The sequence below is a fragment of the Acidovorax sp. HMWF018 genome (genome assembly GCF_003061035.1).
Classification (GTDB): Bacteria; Pseudomonadota; Gammaproteobacteria; order Burkholderiales; family Burkholderiaceae_C; genus Acidovorax; species Acidovorax delafieldii.
This window is the reverse complement of record NZ_QAIM01000502.1, coordinates 1-1,041: the sequence shown is the minus strand read 5'-3', so window position 1 is coordinate 1,041 and position 1,041 is coordinate 1. Positions and strand designations below refer to the sequence as shown.

Genomic DNA, 1,041 nt, shown 5'->3' with positions numbered 1-1,041 from the left:
CCGCCGCATCCACTTCTGTTTTGCCGAGCCCGCAGCGGGTGGCGCGGCAGGCAACAGCACGGCGGTGGCGCGCGCCACCTTGTCGGCCGACGCCAGCAGCCTTCAGGAGGTGCGCGTCATCTTCAGCCAGCGGCCCAAGGTGGAGAGCGCGCTGCACTTTGGCTGCCGCATTGCCCAGGCCAGCGACGGCAACCTGTTTGTGGCGCTGGGCGAGCGCTACCACCGCAAGGACGATGCCCAAAAGCTCGACAACCACCACGGCAAGGTCATCCGTATCACGCCCGACGGAGCAGCGCCGCCCGACAACCCTTACGTGAAGCAGCCCGGCGCCTTGCCCGAGATCTGGAGCTACGGCCACCGCAACCCCCAGGGCGCCACGATGGGCCCCGACGGCAAGCTGTGGATGCACGAACATGGCCCGCAGGGCGGCGACGAAATCAATCTGCCCCAGCCCGGGCGCAACTACGGCTGGCCTGTCATCACTTACGGCGAAAACTACGGCGGCGGAAAGATGGGCGAGGGCACGGCCCGCTCCGGCATGGAACAGCCACTGCACCACTGGACACCGTCCATCGCCCCTTCGGGCATGGCGTTTCTGACCAGCACGCGCTACGGCACGGCGTGGCAGGGCAGTTTGTTCGTCGGGTCGCTCAAGTTTGGTACCCTGCACCGGCTGGAAGTGTCTGGCGGCAAGGTGCAAAAGGAGGAGCGGCTGTTGCAAGGCAATGGCGAGCGCATCCGCGACGTACGCCAGGGGCCAGACGGCTTGTTGTACCTGCTGACCGACAGCCCGCAGGGACGGTTGCTGCGCTTGCAGCCCGCTGCGGCCCCATGACCGGTTTTGCTTGATGCAGGTCAAGCAAGCCCGGAGATGGGTGACCGAACCGGCGGACCCGGGGTGATCCCGCAGGCTGGGCGCGTATTTTCGGTATAGGCTGGCGCGATGCATGCTGAGCCCACCACCTCTTCCCCTGCCACGCCCACCGCCCCTCCTGCGACCTCGGTCAATCCGGGCACCGCGCCCGACGATCTGGCGAGCAC

At 67.2% G+C, this 1,041-nt stretch carries 1 protein-coding gene; it reads left to right on the top strand.

Annotated features, from left to right (window positions below; translation table 11 throughout):
* The coding region (locus DBR23_RS21375; protein ID WP_233250650.1) for a PQQ-dependent sugar dehydrogenase at positions 1 to 835 on the top strand (835 nt) is incomplete at its 5' end.
* Positions 836 to 1,041 lie beyond the last annotated feature (206 nt).